This is a genomic window from Sphingomonas vulcanisoli (genome assembly GCF_011761305.1).
GTDB classification, from domain to species: domain Bacteria; phylum Pseudomonadota; class Alphaproteobacteria; order Sphingomonadales; family Sphingomonadaceae; genus Sphingomonas_I; species Sphingomonas_I vulcanisoli.
Genome location: NZ_JAAOZC010000004.1, coordinates 351,321 through 368,591, shown reverse-complemented (window position 1 = coordinate 368,591; position 17,271 = coordinate 351,321). Strand labels below are relative to the sequence as shown.

At 62.3% G+C, this 17,271-nt stretch carries 13 protein-coding genes; 11 read left to right on the top strand and 2 right to left on the bottom strand.

What is annotated here, in order from left to right:
* Positions 1-201 precede the first annotated feature (201 nt).
* From FHS31_RS10575 to FHS31_RS10565, 3 genes are all read left to right on the top strand, one after another.
* Positions 202-1,803: a carboxyl transferase domain-containing protein gene (locus FHS31_RS10575; protein ID WP_167073330.1), complete on the top strand. Its 1,602-nt coding sequence runs from the start codon at positions 202-204 to the stop codon at positions 1,801-1,803.
* 4 nt (positions 1,804-1,807) lie between these two features.
* A complete protein-coding gene (locus FHS31_RS10570) occupies positions 1,808-3,649 on the top strand; it encodes an acetyl/propionyl/methylcrotonyl-CoA carboxylase subunit alpha (protein WP_167073329.1) in 1,842 nt (613 codons plus the stop codon).
* A gap of 327 nt (positions 3,650-3,976) precedes the next feature.
* On the top strand, positions 3,977-4,324 hold the full coding sequence (locus tag FHS31_RS10565; protein ID WP_167073328.1) for a cupredoxin domain-containing protein: 348 nt from the start codon (positions 3,977-3,979) through the stop codon (positions 4,322-4,324).
* Here FHS31_RS10565 and FHS31_RS16430 read toward each other — a convergent pair whose 3' ends face one another.
* Entirely contained in the window at positions 4,325-6,478 is a 2,154-nt protein-coding gene (locus FHS31_RS16430) for a TonB-dependent receptor domain-containing protein (RefSeq protein WP_167073327.1), read from the bottom strand. It lies immediately after the preceding gene.
* A gap of 204 nt (positions 6,479-6,682) precedes the next feature.
* On the opposite strand from FHS31_RS16430, the gene FHS31_RS10555 reads away from it, so the two are divergent.
* The 7 genes from FHS31_RS10555 (at position 6,683) to FHS31_RS10525 (ending at position 14,628) form a co-directional block, all read left to right on the top strand.
* The gene (locus FHS31_RS10555) at positions 6,683-7,351 is read left to right on the top strand and encodes a response regulator transcription factor (RefSeq protein WP_341786335.1); all 669 of its coding nucleotides are present in this window, start codon (positions 6,683-6,685) and stop codon (positions 7,349-7,351) included.
* Complete coding sequence (locus tag FHS31_RS10550; RefSeq protein ID WP_243843396.1) at positions 7,348-8,796, top strand: sensor histidine kinase; 1,449 nt, start codon at positions 7,348-7,350, stop codon at positions 8,794-8,796. The genes FHS31_RS10555 and FHS31_RS10550 overlap by 4 nt, the downstream gene beginning before the upstream one ends.
* Positions 8,797-8,914: 118 nt before the next feature.
* A complete protein-coding gene (locus FHS31_RS10545; protein ID WP_167073324.1) occupies positions 8,915-11,239 on the top strand; it encodes a TonB-dependent receptor in 2,325 nt (774 codons plus the stop codon).
* A complete protein-coding gene (locus FHS31_RS10540) occupies positions 11,239-11,934 on the top strand; it encodes a phosphatase PAP2 family protein (RefSeq protein ID WP_167073323.1) in 696 nt (231 codons plus the stop codon). The genes FHS31_RS10545 and FHS31_RS10540 overlap by 1 nt, the downstream gene beginning before the upstream one ends.
* A 123-nt stretch (positions 11,935-12,057) precedes the next feature.
* Positions 12,058-13,089, top strand: coding sequence for a YncE family protein (locus FHS31_RS10535; protein WP_167073322.1), 1,032 nt, complete (start codon positions 12,058-12,060; stop codon positions 13,087-13,089).
* 13 nt (positions 13,090-13,102) lie between these two features.
* Positions 13,103-13,873 (top strand): COG4705 family protein, encoded by a 771-nt coding sequence (locus FHS31_RS10530; RefSeq protein ID WP_167073321.1) that lies wholly within the window; start codon positions 13,103-13,105, stop codon positions 13,871-13,873.
* Between the two features lie 5 nt (positions 13,874-13,878).
* A complete protein-coding gene (locus FHS31_RS10525; RefSeq protein ID WP_167073320.1) occupies positions 13,879-14,628 on the top strand; it encodes a hypothetical protein in 750 nt (249 codons plus the stop codon).
* Between the two features lie 626 nt (positions 14,629-15,254).
* Here the strand turns inward: FHS31_RS10525 and FHS31_RS10515 are convergent.
* A complete protein-coding gene (locus FHS31_RS10515; RefSeq protein WP_167073319.1) occupies positions 15,255-16,688 on the bottom strand; it encodes a flavin monoamine oxidase family protein in 1,434 nt (477 codons plus the stop codon).
* Positions 16,689-16,791: 103 nt separating this feature from the next.
* Here FHS31_RS10515 and FHS31_RS10510 point away from each other — a divergent pair, with 103 nt between their 5' ends.
* Positions 16,792-17,238, top strand: coding sequence for a c-type cytochrome (locus tag FHS31_RS10510; protein WP_167073318.1), 447 nt, complete (start codon positions 16,792-16,794; stop codon positions 17,236-17,238).
* The last annotated feature ends 33 nt before the right edge of the window (positions 17,239-17,271 follow it).

Sequence of the window (17,271 nt, the reverse complement as noted above, 5' to 3'; positions counted from 1 at the left end):
GGGCGGGGTTGGGGGGGCCCGCGGGGGGGGCCATTTGGGGGGGGGGGTTGGGGGGGGGGGGGGGTGGGGGGGGGGGGGGGGGGGGCGCCCCCCCCCCCCCTGGGGGGGGGGGGGGGGGGGGGGCCATGCCGCTGCCGCCCAGCGCAACCTCGCCCGACTCCCCCACCCCCCGACCCCCTCCCCTGAAGGGGAGGGGGAGAAGTGACCGCGCCCGTTCTCGACACCAAGCTCTTGCCCGACAGCGACGCCTTCCGGGCCAACGCCGCGCACAATCGCGCGCTGGTTGAGGAACTGCGCGACAAGGTCGCCGCTGCCGCCCACGGCGGCTCTCCGAGCGCCCGCGACAAGCACACCGCCCGCGGCAAGCTCCTCCCCCGCGATCGCGTCGAACGCCTGCTCGATCCCGGCTCACCCTTCCTCGAAATAGGCCAGCTCGCCGCCAACGGCCTCTATGGCGACGAGGTGCCCGGCGCGGGGATCATCGCCGGGATCGGCCGCGTCTCGGGGCGGCAGGTGATGATCGCCTGCAACGATGCCACGGTGAAGGGCGGGACCTATTATCCGCTCAGCGTGAAGAAGCACCTCCGTGCGCAGGAGATCGCGCTCGAGAACAGGCTGCCCTGCGTCTATCTGGTCGATAGCGGCGGCGCCAACCTGCCCAACCAGGCCGAAGTCTTTCCCGATCGGGAGCATTTCGGCCGCATCTTCTTCAACCAGGCCAATCTGTCCGCGTGTGGCATCCCACAGATTGCCTGCGTAATGGGCAGTTGCACGGCGGGCGGCGCTTATGTGCCCGCGATGAGCGACGAGACGGTGATCGTGCGCAATCAGGGCACGATCTTCTTGGCGGGGCCGCCGCTGGTGCAGGCCGCGACGGGCGAGGTGATCAGTGCCGAGGATCTGGGCGGCGGCGACCTCCATGCGCGCAAATCCGGCGTTGTCGATCATCTTGCCGAGAATGATGAGCATGCCTTGACGATCGTCCGCGATATCATCTCGACGCTGCAGCCCGAGGCTGCGGCGGATCTCAATCTACGCGACCCGCGTCCGCCGAAGTTCGCGTCCGAAGAGCTTTACGGCATCGTGCCCCAGGATGTGCGTGCGCCCTATGATGTGCGCGAAGTTATCGCGCGGATCGTCGATGCGTCGGAGTTTCACGAGTTCAAGGCGCTCTACGGCACCACTCTGGTCTGCGGCTTCGCGCATATCTGGGGGATGCCGGTGGCGATCCTTGCCAACAATGGCGTGCTTTTCAGCGAGAGCGCGATCAAGGGCGCGCACTTTATCGAACTCGCCTGCCAGCGGCGGATCCCCTTGCTGTTCCTGCAGAATATCTCCGGCTTCATGGTCGGCGGCAAATATGAGGCGGAGGGCATCGCTAAGAATGGCGCCAAGCTGGTCACCGCCGTCGCCACGGCGCAGGTGCCCAAGATCACCGTGCTGATCGGCGGCAGCTTCGGCGCGGGCAATTATGGGATGTGCGGGCGGGCCTATTCCCCGCGATTTCTCTTCACCTGGCCCAATGCGCGGATCAGCGTGATGGGCGGCGAGCAGGCGGCGAGCGTGCTGGCGACCGTCCACCGCGATGCCGCAGGGTGGACGCCGGAGGAGGCCGAAGCCTTCAAGGCGCCGGTCCGCCAGAAATATGAAGATGAGGGCAATCCCTATTACGCGACCGCCCGCCTGTGGGATGACGGCATCATCGATCCGGCCCAGACCCGTGACGTGCTGGGGCTTGCCTTTGCCGCTGCGCTGAACGCCCCTGTTCCTGAGGCCGCCCGCTTCGGCCTGTTCCGGATGTGATGCGATGATCAAGTCACTCCTCATCGCCAATCGCGGCGAGATCGCCTGCCGCGTGATCCGCACCGCCCGCAAACTCGGCGTGCGTACCATCGCGGTCTATTCGGATGCGGATGCCAAGGCGCTGCATGTGCGGATGGCAGACGAAGCGGTGCATATCGGTGCGGCTCCGGTCCGCGAATCTTATCTGTTGGGCGATCGGATCATCGCCGCGGCGAAGGCGACGGAAGCGGAGGCGATCCATCCCGGCTATGGCTTCCTCAGCGAGAATGCCGAATTCGCGCAGTCCGTGCTGGACGCGGGGCTGATCTGGGTGGGGCCCAATCCCGCTTCGATCACGGCCATGGGCCTGAAGGACGAGGCCAAAAGGCGGATGCAGGATGCGGGCGTTCCGACCACGCCCGGCTATCTGGGCGAGGACCAAAGCCCGGAGCGTCTGAAGGCGGAGGCCGATGCGATCGGCTATCCGGTGTTGATCAAGGCGGTGGCCGGCGGCGGCGGCAAGGGCATGCGCAAGGTAGATGCCGCGGCGGATTTTGCCGATGCGCTCGCATCGTGCCAGCGCGAAGCGGCGTCTTCGTTCGGCAACGAGTCCGTGTTGCTCGAAAAATGGGTGACCAACCCTCGCCATATCGAGGTGCAGGTGTTCGGCGATACGCACGGCAATGTCGTTCACCTGTTCGAGCGCGATTGCTCGCTGCAGCGGCGGCACCAAAAGGTGATCGAGGAAGCGCCCGCGCCGGGAATGGATGCGGCGACGCGCGAGGCGGTGTGTGCGGCGGCGGTCGCGGCGGCGAAGGCGGTCGATTATGTCGGCGCGGGGACGATCGAGTTCATCGCCGATGGCTCCGAGGGGCTCCGCGCCGATCGCATCTGGTTCATGGAGATGAATACTCGGCTGCAGGTCGAGCATCCGGTGACCGAGGAGATCACCGGGCAGGATCTGGTTGAGTGGCAGCTGCGCGTTGCCAGTGGCGAGGCGCTACCCAAGCGGCAGGACGAACTAGCTATCAACGGCTGGGCGATGGAAGCGCGGCTGTATGCGGAGGATCCGGCCAAGGGCTTTCTGCCGAGCATCGGGCGGCTCGATACTTTCGCCATCGGCCCGGCCTACCGCATCGATACGGGCGTAGAGCAAGGGGCGGAGATTTCGGCCTTCTACGATCCGATGATCGCCAAGCTGATCGCCTGGGCCCCGGACCGCGATGCGGCGCGCCTGTCGCTTGCCGCTACGCTGGATCAGACGGTGATCTGGCCGCTCAAGACCAATGCCGGCTTTCTGCGCAAGGCGTTGCTCCACCCAGCCTTTGCCAATGCCAAGCTGGATACCGGGTTGATCGGGAGCGAGGGCGATGCGCTTCTGCCGGATGTGATCCCATCGGATACGGTTCTGACCGAAGCCGCCGAGACGATCGCCGCGCCGGGACCGCTGGCCGGTTTCCGGCTCAACGCTCAGCCGCGGCGCGACGGGCGTTTCCTGCTCGATGGAATGCCGGTGAGCGTCGTGCTGGGGCCGACCGAGGACAATGAGCCGGCCCCTTCAGCATTGATCGCCGAGGGTGGTCAGGTGTGGCAGTTGCTGCCGTGGCGCGCGGGCGGCGCTGCGGGGGGTGACGCTTCCGATGGCGCGATCCTTTCCCCCATGCCGGGGCGGGTCATTGCTGTGGCGGTGTCTACCGGGGAGATGGTCATTAAAGGCCAGAAATTACTGACGCTGGAGGCTATGAAGATGGAGCATAGTCTTGTCGCGCCGTTCGATGGGACGGTCGTCGAATTGAACGTCTCCGAAGGCGGGCAGGTGAGCGAGGGGGCGCGACTGGCCATGGTAGGGAAAGCAGAGGCGGCCTGATGGCGGGCCCTATTTCAATTGGTGGAGCGTCGGCGACAAATTGAGCCACGAAATCCGTCGCACAATCACCGAGAACGAGTTCGCGTTGGACTGACAGCGCCGCCTGTCATTCCAGAGTTTGAGAGATATCGTCGCAAGGCAATTTTCCCGCGAAGGTCGGGGGTCTTCCAAGCCGCTTCGCACTTTGAAAACAGACGCTAAGCGTCGGGCCGTTTTTCCGACTGTCTCCGTCCCTCGGTTGGGCTATTTTCTGGCAACACTAAAGACGATGTATACGCTCGCCCAATACGCTATTGCATTATCGGCAATTCAAACGGGGAAAAGCACGTGATCCGAATTGGGGCCGTCGCCGTCATTTCTCTTCTGGGGTGTTCGGCCACACTTGCCGATCCAGTCGCATCATCCAGAGGCTTGCAGCTCGTCCTGAAAGACCATCGGTTTTCCCCGGACGTCATCACCATCCCCGCCGGGCAGCGCGTCAAGATCGATTTCAGCAATCAGGACGCCACTGCCGATGATTTCGACAGCGACGATCTGCACGTCGACAAGGACATCGGGCCGCACGGTCGGATAGCGTTTTTCATCGGGCCGCTCACACCGGGGACCTATGCGTTCAAAGGCGAGCTGCACGCGGCGACCGCGCACGGAAGAGTCGTGGTCTTACCGGCACAATGATCAGAACGATTGCTCAAGGCCGACAAGGGCTGTTCGGCGCGGCCCCCACTGTGGCTGGCTAGCGCCGAGCGCCGTTCCATCGCTCAAGGCATAACGCCGATCGAATGCGTTGATGATATCGATGCGTACATCAAGCGGAAGCCGCTTGATCTGCGCCACCCGCCAGACCGCGCTGAGATTGACCTGCACATAACCGGGCAGATGATCGTCGTTCAGCGTGAGAGGAGACGTGCTGCGCGGCAGCCCGCTGCCGTAGAGCATATCCGTTGAAAGTCTCACCGTTCCAACCCGATAAGATAGCCCGCCCGACATCGTAATGGATTGCGAGTTGGCCGTCTGGATCCACCGGCTGTCCGCATAGGCGAGTTGGACTGGCGAGAAATAATATTGATTAGAGGCGATGCCCTGCGCCTTTGCCTCGGCGAGTGCGATGTTCGCCCAGCCGGACAAACGCCCTGCATTGTAGGTCAGGCTGATTTCGATGCCGCGTACACGCCCTTTGCGATAGTTGAATGACGCGCTCTGCCCCGCTACTCCGAACACGCCTTCGTCGATGAGATGGGTCGCTCTTCGCCAATAAGCGTCGAGCGCGAGCGTGAAGGCATCGACGTTGCGCTGGGCGCCGATGTCATAATAATCGTCAAATTCCGGCAGCGGCTGGTTACCGGTCGCGGTCGGCAAGCGCGCCGTCGTTCCCGCCAGATCGCCCGGCTGTTCTGCTATGCCGTCAATCGGCGCGGGAATAAAATATCGGGCATAGCCGGCGTGCATCGTGGTTTCGGGTTGTGGCTGCCATACCACGCTGACGCGGGGGCTGAACCGGGTGAGATCATCCACGGCCGCGATATGATCGACCCGCCCGCCGATATTCACCGTAAGCCCAGCGCCGGGACGCCATTCGTCTTCGATGAACACCCCATCCTTTCGGGTCGCGAGGCGCGTCGCCTCATCGAACCGCCGCGGGGCGTCGGCAATCTGGACGCCTCCGGCATCGATTGGCAGCGCATCGGTCCGGGCATAACCCTTATGGATATCCGCGATGATGACCGTGCCGAACCGCATCGTGTGCGCCGGGGCAAGTTCGTAGGCGCCCTCCAGCTGCAGCCCGAGCGATGTCGTCGTGTCGCGCGTATCCCGGCCCACTCCTGTAAACAGGATATCCCCGGTGGCCCCGGCCGATAGGTTCGCCGCCGAAAAACGGGCAAAGCCAGCCAGCTGCAGAGTCAGTGTATCGCTCGTGTGAAGCAGACTGACGACGCCGTAGCGATTGAGATCGTGGCGCGTGCCATCGCGCGCTTCGCTTGGGAAATTGCTGATGCCGCTCAAGACGAGCGGGCGTTGGAAAGGCAGAGGGCCAAGGTTGGCCGTCGCGGCGTTGAGGCCACGCAGGTTTGGAAGTTGAAACCGTTCGTCCGATGCCCCGACGACCAGCGCGATGCGCGTTTGCGGATCAAGAACCCGATCGACATAGGCCAGCCCTTCATATTGTTGGGTCTGGTCATGCAGCGGATGGCCGCTGCCATCGGGCGAAGCCAGGCCAAGATGATTTCTGAGGTAGCTGCCCGACGCGAAGAAATTGGTACTGCCGATCGAGCCGCCATATTCGAACGCCGGCTCGATCTCGGCTCGGCCACCGCCATAGAGTTCCGCCTGACCGCCATCGAGGTAGATGCCGTCCTTGGTGGTAACGTTGACGACGCCCCCGCCGTTGAGCCCGAATTGCGCGGGCAGCGCGCCGGTGACGAGCTCGACCTTCGATGCGATGCGGGGGCTGAGGCTTTCTCCCAAATCGGTCAGACCCGGGGGAAGGATGACGTTGTTTATCCGATATTCGAGACTGCCTTGGGATTGGCGCACCCGCAGATTGCCCGATCCACTTTGCGCTACGCCGGGGGCCTGCAGCAATATCTTGCTGATGGTTGTCGTCTCGCCGCCGGGCCGGGCCTCGACGGTATCGTTGGTTAGGGAATAAGACGAAGCGCCGAGGCTCGGTTCGATATTCGCCCGCGCCGCATCCAGCCTTCGCGCCGAAATGATTATCTCGGTTACCGGTTTGCTCGGATCATCGTCGTCGTCACGTTCCTGAGCGGTGGACGGTTGCGCAGCAAAGGAAAGGATCAGCAGGCCCGCTAGGCAAATTGCACGGTGCTTCACGTCCTTGGTTGCCCCCAGCGCGGCATCGAGGCCGAGGGCGTGCGATTAATCTTCGCTGCGCAGGCGCGATAGCGGCAATACGATTAGCCAACATTGCATTGTGGTAATCCAGTCCGCGCTGCCGACGCCGAACGACGACGCGGTACTGAAACAAAAACGTCATATGGGTGAGGAGCAAGGAAGGGTTTCGAGATGCATTTGCTGGTGGTTGAAGATGACCCCGTGATCGCAGATCATATCGTTTCCGGGCTGGGCTCCTTCGGTCATAGCGCGACACTCGCGCGGACCGGTTCCGAAGCGATCGACGCCCTCGGTGTCCATTCTCCCGATGCCGTCGTCCTGGATCGCATGCTGCCGGACGGTGACGGCATTTCGGTGATCGACCATATGCGCAGCCGCAACGAAATCGTGCCGGTGTTGATGCTGAGCGCGCTCGGCTCGGTGAAGCACCGCATCGAAGGGCTGGACAGCGGCGCGGATGACTATCTCGCCAAGCCGTTCGATGTCGACGAGCTGGTGGCGCGCTTGAACGCCATCGTCCGGCGCGGCGCGCCGCGATCCGATGGCGTGAGCCAGGAAGTCGGCATGCTGCGGCTGGATCCGAGCAGCCATCGCGCCCTCTACCGCGACGCCGCGGTGACGCTCAATCGCAAGCAATATTCGCTGCTCGCGCATCTGATGCGGAACGCGGATCGGCTGGTGACCCGATCGATGCTGATCGAATATGTCTGGTCCTATTCCTTCTCGCCTACGACGAACATCATCGAGAGCAACATGAGCCGGCTGCGTACGGCTCTGCAGGAAATGGGCTGCGATCCGATCGAGACGCAGCGTGGCGCGGGATATATCTTGCGCACCGAGCGATGCCTATGATCCGGCACCTTCTGCATGGGACGGCGCGGTTCGATCGTCTAGCGATCCAGTTCGGCCTGGCCTTCGCGTTGGCGATGATCGCGATCGGCATGATCGGCTTCAGTGTTGCGGATGGGTGGGTGTCGAGCCGTATCGATTCATCGCTGCGCTATCACACGCACAAATATCTCTCGAACATTGCCCATAATCCCGAAGAGGATGCCATCCTGGCGGGGAAGATCAGCGAGTGGCAGCATCGCAAAGTGCTGAGCGAACGCACCTACGTCTTATTTGATCGGTCGGGCCGCCGATTGGCGGGGCGGCTGGATATCGGCCCGCCGGCCGCTGGCCTGTCCTACGTCCGGTTCACGGCCGGCGGTCGCGATTACCAGGAGGGCCGGGCGCTTGCGACGCGGCTGCAAAGTGGCGGTCTTTTCGTGGTCGTCCAGCACAGTGAAGCGGCGGAAAATCTTCATGCGCTTCTGCCGGCGGTAGTAGCGACGCTTTCCCTGGTCGCGCTCGCGCTGGGCGTATCGGCGACATTGCTGTTTGCCCATTTGACGGCGAAGCGCCTCGCCGAGACGCAGAAGACGGCAGCAGCGATCGCGGCGGGGGACCTCAGCCGCCGCATTCCGATGGACCGGCTGGATGGCATGTTCGCGGTGCAGGCCGAAAGCCTCAACGATATGCTCGACAAGATGGCGGATCTGGTCAGGGCCCAGCAGCTTTTCTCCAGCAATCTGGCGCATGATCTGCGCACGCCGCTCACCCGACTCCGCAGCGTTCTGAGGCGCGCCGCTCAGGAAAATCATCCGACCTTCCCCTCGTTGCTGGAACAGGCCGAAAAGGAGTGTGCATCGATCATCGGCATTTTCGACGCGCTGCTGCGGTTGGCGGAGATCGAAACGGGGCAGCATCCCTCGGCGATGTGCCCGCTTCCGCTGCGCGCATTGGTGGAGGATATTGCGGATACGATGGAGCCGGTGATGCTCGATCATGGCGGGACGCTGACGATCACGCAGCTGGAGGACGTCACCATCACGGGCGATCCGGATCTGATCAACCAGCTTCTGATCAATCTGCTCGAGAATATCGCGACGCATACGCCCGCCGGTACGAGCGCGACGATATCCCTGGCGCGAGACGACGGGCGTGCCGTGATTACGGTCAGCGACGATGGGCCCGGGCTTGTCGGCGACGATCTGACGCGCGTGCAGCAGCCCTTTCAGCGGGGGATGGCGGTCGACGCCGGAGGAAGCGGCCTCGGGCTCGCCATCGCCAGCGCGATTGCACGTTTTCATCACGGCAGCCTGGAGCTTGTGAACGCCGCGCCCGGTCTGAAAGTCAGGGTCTGTATTCCGGTCGCGGACACTCTCAGCCCGCCGATGGCGGCGATCATCCCGCACGATCGTGACCTCGGTCAGCATCGCATCGGCGGCGCGCTCACGGGCGCCGTGCCCACATAAAATTGCAAATTTTCAACAAAGGCTTTGTGACGCTTTTGTCATCGATTTTGCACCGAACTGTCACAGACCGATCCTAACCGCGCCCCGACAGCCAAAACATCTGACGGGGAATTCGGCCATGACGATTTCGGTAAGGCGTTCGCACGCCCGCTCCACCGCTCCGGCGCTTGCTCTGGTGTTTGCCCTTGCCAGCCAGGCCGCGCACGCAACCGATGCCGACCCGGCGCCCGAGCCCGCGCCGCCTGCCGCCAACAATGGCATTGCCGAAGGTTCGGATATCGTCGTGACAGGCACCAAAGCGAATGCGATCGCCCCGGTGACCGCGTCGCTTCGGGAAACGCAGCCGGCATCGATCGTGTCGCGATCGTTCATCGAGGATTCGCTGCCCGCCAGCGCGGACTTCAACAATGTCGCGCTGATTTCTCCTTCGGTTGCCAACAGCGGCGGCGAAAATGGTGTCGGCCTGAACGAGTCCAAGACGACTATCCGCGGCTTTCAGGACGGTGAATATAATATCACCTATGATGGTGTTCCGTTCGGCGACACCAACGGCCCGACGCACCATTCCAACACGTTTTTCCCATCGAACACGATCGAGACTCTGGTGATCGATCGCGGGCCGGGCAACGCCAGCCAATTGGGTGAATCCACCTATGGCGGCAATATGAACCTCTTCTCACGCGAGACGCGGGCTGACCCCTCCGCCGAATTCAAGGGCGCTTACGGCAGCTTCAACACCTATCTGTTCCGCGGGCTGCTCCAGTCAGGCGCGATCGATAAGCTGGGTGGCACCGAGGCGGTCGTTTCGGCGCAATATATCAAGACCGATGGGCGACTGAGCTTGAGCGGTTACAACCAGAAGAACATCTTCGGCAAAGTCGTGATCCCGATTGGATCGAGCGTGCATCTGTCGCTGCTGAGCACCTACAACAAGAACCATTTCAATCAGCCTGACAAGAATGGTGTCACGCTTGCCCAGCAGGCGCTGTACGGCAAATATTATAACCTGAACAATGATCCGACCAGCCAGAGCTACATCGACTACAACGCCACGACCAAGACGACCGATTTCGAGATTGCGAAGCTGGATGGCGAGATTGCGCCAGGGTTTACCTTCGTCAACACGGCCTATACCTTTTATTACGATAACGAAACGCTCAGCGGCAATGCGGCCACGACGCTGCCAACGGGCGTTCTTTCGACGACCAATGCCAACACGACGGTGACACTGGCCGATGGCACCAAAACCACCGGTGTCCCGGGCTATACGAAGACCAACAAATATCGTGTCTGGGGGACTATCCCCAAGACCCGGTACGACTTCGGCTTCGGCGCTTTGACGGCGGGCCTGTGGATCGAGCGGGCGGATACTTTCCGCCAGCAAACCGACGTAAATCTCGTCACCGGCGACTTCAACTATGTCGAGAAGAAGGTCACCAACCCATCGACGGGCGCGGTCACTCCGCTTTACGTCAAATTCAATCAGAACAGCGGCTTCAACCATACCGAAGGCTTCGGCGAGCTGGAACTGCGTCCCGTGTCCGGCCTCACGATCACGCCCGGCTTCAAATATGTGAACTTCAATATTTTTATTCACGCGGCGTACAATCAGACGACGCGCTACGCCCAGAATATCAGCAAGACCTACACGAAATCGCTGCCATTCTTGACCGCCAACTATGCGATCTCATCGCAGATGTCGGTTTATGGTCAGTTCGCCAAGGGAATGTCGGTCCCCATCCTGGGTGATCTCTACGTAAACAATCCGAGCCTCTCGTCGATCCAGCCCCAAACGTCGACCAACTATCAGACGGGCTTCGTCTATCATGGCGAGCGGCTCAGCTTCGACGCCGATGTCTATTACATCAAGATCAACAATAAGATTCAGCAGGAGACGGTGATCGACAACACCGGCGCCTCGCAGACCGCTTTCTTCAACGCCGGCCGCGTTCTTTACAAGGGGATCGAGGGTCAGGTGACCTATGCCCTTCCCGCCGGCTTCGCGGTCTTTGCAAACGGCTCGCTGAACTATGCCAAGGAGGCAGGTACGCATAATCCCGTCTCCAATGCGCCGAAGGGAACGGCGGCGGGTGGCCTGCTCTACAAGCATGGCCCCATCCGCTTCTCGCTGATCGATAAGTGGACTGGCCCGCAATATGCCACCAACGAGTCGCTCGATCCCACCCAGACCTTCTTCGTCCTGGCGCGTTCGGTGCGGATATCACCCTATAACGATGCCATTCTGGCGATGAGCTACGAATGGCATAATCTGCGTGTCGGCCTGAACGTCACCGACCTGTTCAACTCCCGCAGAATTGAGAATATCGGCCTTTCAGGCGCCGGCCCTGCCGGTAACACGTTCCGCGGTCTCAACCAGACGACGGACCAACTCTACTACCAGCCTGGCCGCCAGGTTACGGGCGATATCACGGTGAAGTTCTGATGCGTCATGGCCCGGCGCTGGCTTTCGTCGCTTTCTTTCTCATCGCGGCGAAACCGGCGCCGACCGGCGCCCTGCTTCTCGATGCGGGCAATTTCGATCCTGCGTTGCTGCTGCCGCCGCCGCCCGCGGACAACAGCGCGATCGAACAATCCGAACTCGACAGTCTTCATGCAGAAGATCGCACGCGAACTCCGGTAGAGGCAGCGCAGGCGAGAACTATGGGGGAGACCAAGACGGTCAGCTTGTTCGCCGATGCGATCGGGCCGGGCTTCGATCTCGACAGGCTTCCGGCGACGAAGGCCTTGTTTCAAACCGTTCGGCAAGAAGAGAAAGCCGCCGTCGATCGGGCCAAGGATCATTTCCGGCGCAACCGCCCCTGGATCGTCGACGCATCGCTGCATGCCTGCGCCACCAACGATGATCCCCAAAGCAGCTATCCGAGCGGCCATACGACGATGGCCTATTCGATGGCCGCAATCCTCGCGCGCCTCGTTCCCGACCGCGCGCCCGCCATATTATCGCGCGCGGCCGACTACGCCCACAGTCGCATCATCTGCGAGCAGCACTTTCCCAGCGATCTGGCGGCAGGCCAGGCTTTCGGCATGATGATCGCCGAGCGTCTTATGCAGCAGCCGGCGTTTCAGCGTCAGTTTCAGGCTGCCGCCGCCGAGATGCGTTCGGTTCGGCACCGCTGAAAAGAGCGCGGGGACGTCCGAGATAATTTTGCTGGCGGCCGTGCGATGTCCAGGTAGCAAGCGAGCGGTAAATCCTGCATCCGCCGATCGGCTTGGAGCTTCGACCGATTTGGAGACGAGATCATGCGCATGTTAGCGGGACGCAGCCTCGCACTAGCTGCTTTGATGATGTGCGTAGCGCCTGCAGCGGCGGCCCCGGCCTATCGGCTCGTGAAAACCGTTCCGCTCGGCTCGCCGGATCGATGGGATTATGCTGTCGCGGATGCCGCGACCGGACGGGTCTATATCGCCCATGGCGACCGTCTCGCCGTTCTCGACGCCAAGTCAGCCACGGTGATCGGCAATGTTGAGGGCATTGAAGGTGGTACACATGGCACCGCGATTTCGGCTTCGAATGGGCGGGGGTACACGGACGACGGTCGGAATGGTCAGGTCGTGGCCTTCGATCTGAAATCGCTCAAGGCCATCAAGCTGATACCGGCCGATCAAGACGCCGATGGGATCGCGGCAGACCCGGCGACCGGCCACATCTTCGTCATAGAGGGCGATCCTGCAGCCATTACGGTGATCGACCCCACAACGAACAGCGCGATCGCAACGATCAAGACCGGCGAGAAGATGGAATATGCCGTCGCTGGGGAACCCGGCGTCATCTACGTGGCGGGAGAAGCGAAGCGCGACCTCTTGAAGATCGACACGCGGACCAATCGCGTCGTCCAGCAATGGCCGACGCCCGATTGCACCAGCCCGCATGGTCTCGCGTATGACGGGGTCACGAAGCGGCTGTTCATGGGCTGCATCAACGCCAAGCTGATGGTCGTCAATGCCGCAAGCGGCCAGGTGCTGACCGAGCTGGCGATTGGGCGGGGGAGCGATGCCATTGCGTTCGACCCAAAGCGCAAACGTATTTTCAGTTCGAACGGCGGTGATGGCACCGTCACCATCTACCAGCAAAGCTCAGACGACCATTATGAGCTGCTCGATCCTCTTCCCACGGCTGTGAGCGGCCGGACGATGGCGGTGGATGCGGCCACTGGGCGGCTGTTTGTCGTTGCTGCAGATACCCAACCCAATCCAACGCCCGGTGGCCGCTCACGAGTGGTGCCTGGCACTGCCCGGGTGCTGGTGTTTGATGCCATCAACACCGCCCGCTGATCCGGAGGATCCCATGAAAAAAATCGTCGGCGATACGGGACTTCCGAGCAAAGTCCCCGAAGTGACGCTCACCTTTTGGATCATCAAGATCGCAGCGACCACCCTCGGCGAGACCGCTGGCGACACCGTCACCATGACGATGCACCTTGGATATCTCATCGGAACGGCAATTTTTGCGACGCTGCTGGTGGCGCTTGTGGCGGGCCAAGTCGTCGCGAAGAGATTTCACCCCGCGCTTTACTGGCTCACGATCATCGCATCGACCACAGCGGGCACGACGATGGCCGATTTCGCCGATCGTTCTCTTGGTATCGGCTATGCTGGCGGTTCGCTTCTGTTGCTGTCCTGCGTGCTTGCGTCGCTCGCGGCCTGGTATGCGACCACTGGGAGCGTCTCGGTTGAGACGGTTGCCAATCCCGTGGCCGAGATCTTTTACTGGGTGACGATCACTTTCTCTCAAACGCTCGGCACGGCCCTTGGGGATTGGGCGGCGGATGGCGGGCTAGGCTTCGGCGGCGGGGCGATTGTCTTCGCGGCCGCATTGGCGGTGCTGGTGTTCCTGTATTTCTGGACGAATATCTCGCGCGTTGTCCTGTTCTGGCTGGCATTCATTCTCACGCGCCCTCTCGGTGCAACCTTGGGGGATTTCTTCGACAAACCCGTGGCGGAAGGAGGGCTGGCTTTCAGCCGGCCATTGGCGTCTGCGGTCTTGGCTGCCTTTATCCTGCTCTGTATCGTCCTCCTCCCGCAGCGCGCTGGGCGACATTCGCGCTCAACGAACTAAGCATCGTGAGCAAGGGGCTTATTCTCGGATCCACCGTCGCTGTGGTGATGCTTGCCTTTGGGCCGAGTGCTCAAGCCGGGCCGCCTTATGTCACGGACGATCCGCAACCAACCGACCCTGGCAAGTGGGAAACATATGGTTTTGCGTCGGGGACGGTCCTGCGCCGGGCGACAGCCGGCAACGGTGGGTTTGATATCAACTATGGTGGCGCCCGGGATCTGCAGTTGAGCGCGGTCGTGTCCCTTGCTTATGATCATCAAAGCGGTGCGGGCGCGCGCATCGGCATCGCAGACACCGAGCTTGGCGCCAAATATCGGTTTCTCCATCAAGCCGCGGGCAGTGATCTGCCTGACGTCGGCCTCTTCCCAAAAATCGATCTACCGACGGGCGGCAAGCGATTTGGATCTGGCCGCGTTGGCTTTTCCATCCCTTTATGGGCGCAAAAGGACTTCGGCCCCTGGTCAGTATTCGGTGGGGGCGGATGGACCTACAATCCAGGCGCCGGCAATCGCAGCTATAGTTTCGAAGGCGCCGCTCTCACGCGACAGATAACTAAGCGCCTTTCCCTTGGCGGCGAGGTCTATCACCAGACCGCCGACGCTATCGACACGGCGACAAGCACGGGATTGGACGTGGGCATGAGCTTGCAGGTCGCTCCCAAGTGGGCGATCATTGGTTCCGGCGGGCCAATGATCCAGCATAGAAGCGCCGCCGGCAAATATGCTTTTTACCTGGCGCTTGAATTTCACAACTAGCTGCACGCAGATCCGCGGCAGCACGGCGCCGAGATCATAGGCTACCGTGCGGCACATCGCGAGCAATCGTATCTCGAGCGATAATGCCTCCCAAAAGTGCCTTTATATCCACGCCTGCTGCGAACCGTGGGAACGAAAGTTCCGGAGCTGAGCCATGCGTCGGCAGGAAGCGTCAATGCGGTGCGTTAGCCGCTGCGTTGCCACGAATGCGAAGGAGGATTGCCGAACATCGTCCCATAATCCACGGTGAAATGACTGGGATGCCAGATGCCCCAATCGGCGGCGATACCAGCGACCGGCCGGCCGGCGCCTGACCACGAAAGAATTTCGTGCCGAATCTAGTTGAGGCGTAACGCCTTGATGAAACGCGCAGGGCCCACGCCGAGTTGACGCTGGAACACCGTCTCCAGCGTTCGCCGGGAGACGTCGAGCGCGAGGCACAGGCGGGTTATGCTGACCCCACAACATCCGATGTTTGCGCGAGAGCCACATGCCTCCTTCAGGTCTCGTCGAGTGCAAAATTCCAAGGCTAGCAATTAGGACAAGGGTCGGTTGAAATCGCAATGTCCAATCTTGCAGGGAGACCAGCTTCAAGATCATAGCTAGGGAGACCAGGTACGATCGCCTTAGGCGGACAAAACCTCGATCGCCACGCGCTCCGATGACTCGAGTGCGCCTTCGAGGCCGCGCGCGCCGGTTGCCGTATGCTCTCCGCAGAAATGGATGCGGCCCGCCGGCGCTGCCATGGTGGGCGCCAACGTGTGGACCTGCCCTGGGCCAAACACGGCCCAGGCGCCGGCGCTGAATTGTTCGCTTTCCCAGGAATGCAGCGTCACGGGCGAGATCTGGCCCTTGGCGGCCGGCCGGGCGGCTTCGATCGAATGCGTGATCAGCTCGAGCGCGGCCGGCTTGCCGAGGCGATCCCAGTAGCGCGCCAGGGTGCCACGCCCCTGGACCATCAGGCCGGTCACTTCGGAATCGGTCGTGCCGAAGAGCTGCGCCTGCACCGTGCCGGCAAAACCGTCGGTCCACATCGATGGGTTGAGCGTGTCGACGTCCCAATAGCGCGATTTGATGGTGAAGAACGCGGCCGACAGCGGTTGTGTGCCGAGGGTCGCCACGGCCTGCGCCTGCACACCTGACAAGCCCGGCGCAAATTTGATCCTCCGCATCACGGCGAACGGCAGTGCGCAGACGATGCGCTTGGCGCGATAGGTGCTGCCGTCGGCGCAACGGACGCTTGCAGCGTCGGCCTCACTGACGATGCCGACGGCTTCCTTGCCGAGCAGCAGATCGCCTTTCAGCAGCTTGGCCATCGCCATCGGCAGGCGGCTGTTGCCGCCCTTCACCGCCAGCGATTGCGGGCCCGCGAGGGCCTGCGTCTTGATGAAGCCGTCATTGAATTCGAGCATCAGTGCCGAGACATCGAACGCCGATGTGCCGTAATAAGGCGCGGTATCGTAGGCGAGCGTGATCGCGGGATCGGACAAGCCCTGGCTCTTGAGGAAATCCCGCAACGACACGTCGAGCGCGGCATTCTTGGGATCGGTCCACTCGGTCCAATCGGCAAGCGGGGTCTTGGCCGCCACGATCTTGTTGACGATCTCCCATGGCATCGCCGTCTTGAACGGAGCCGGAAAGGGATTGAGCGGCGAAGCGGCCCATTGCTCGCGGGTGAGCGGCTTGCCGTCGAGGACCAGCGCCATGCCGCCGGCCGCGCGATAGCGGGGCGCGACGTCGTATAGCTCGACGCCGGCGCGCTTGGCGGCATCGATGCCGCGGCCATAGCCTGCCGCCATCGCGTTGAACCCCATTTCGGGCGTTCCGGGCTGATCGAGCAATGTGAAGACACGGCCGCCGACGCGCTGCCGCGCCTCCAGCACCATCACCTTTTGCCCCTGCTGTTCGAGCAGCCAGGCGGTGTTGAGCCCCGCCATCCCGGCGCCCAATATGATCGTATCGAGCATCCCGCCGGCCGGCGCGGCGCGGACCCCGCCGGCGGCGGTCGCCGCCCCCAGCGCGGCTGCCCCGAGCGTGAACGAACGGCGGGTCAGGATCATGGCGTCACTCCTCGGATGCCTTGCCGTTCGACACGATCCTGCCCGGCCGTTCGACCGGCGAGCGGAGCCTGTTCATAGGATGGATATATCGGTCATCTCAATAATGGAGGTGGGCCGCAGCGCTATGACGGCCGAAAGGATGGAGACCATGCCGTTTATCAAACCCGCGATCGTCCTGGCGATGAGCGCCCTGGCTGTACCGTTCGCCTTGGAAGCACAGACCGTTCCCAGCGCGCCGAACCCCGTGCGCGGCAAGCAGTTGTTCCTGCAATGCCAGGCCTGCCATACCATCGCGCCGGGCGCTCCCAATGCCGTGGGGCCAAATCTGTCGGGCGTGGTGGGCGCAAAAGCGGCGTCGCGGCCCGGCTACGCTTACTCGCCCGCGCTGAGCGCATCGGGGCTGAATTGGAACGCGACGAGCCTCGACGCCTTTATCAAGCGCCCGAGCCAGGCAGTGCCGGGGACCAAAATGACCTTTGGCGGCATCGCCGATGCGAAAGCGCGCGGCGATATCATCGCCTATCTCGCAACGCTCAAGGGGCGGAACTAAGCGTTGGCCGGCATGCCTATCTCAAGTCGGCCG